Annotated in this window: 1 protein-coding gene; it reads right to left on the reverse strand. The window is 39.6% G+C overall.

From position 1 onward, the window contains the following. On the reverse strand, nt 1-260 hold a 260-nt coding region (locus SM754_RS20670; protein ID WP_323677938.1), incomplete at its 3' end, for a hypothetical protein. Between the last annotated feature and the right edge of the window lie 18 nt (nt 261-278).

Consider the following 278-nt stretch of genomic DNA (forward strand, 5'->3'; position numbering starts at 1 on the left):
GTTGAATGCGTTACGTCAACAACAACTGGTAAATGTGTTTCTTTCTTTAAAATCGGTACTGCTGAAATGTCTAATGTGTTACGTGTTGCTCTTTCGTATGTGCGGATACCGCGCTCACAAAGAATAATTTGGTCGTTACCTTGTGCAATGATGTATTCCGCTGCGTTAATGAACTCATCAATTGTTGCTGCTAATCCACGTTTTAATAATACCGGCTTGTTAACTTTACCTACAGCTCGTAGTAAATCGAAGTTTTGCATGTTACGTGCACCAACTTG

This window comes from Halorubellus amylolyticus (assembly GCF_034808145.1).
GTDB lineage: Archaea > Halobacteriota > Halobacteria > Halobacteriales > Natrialbaceae > Halorubellus.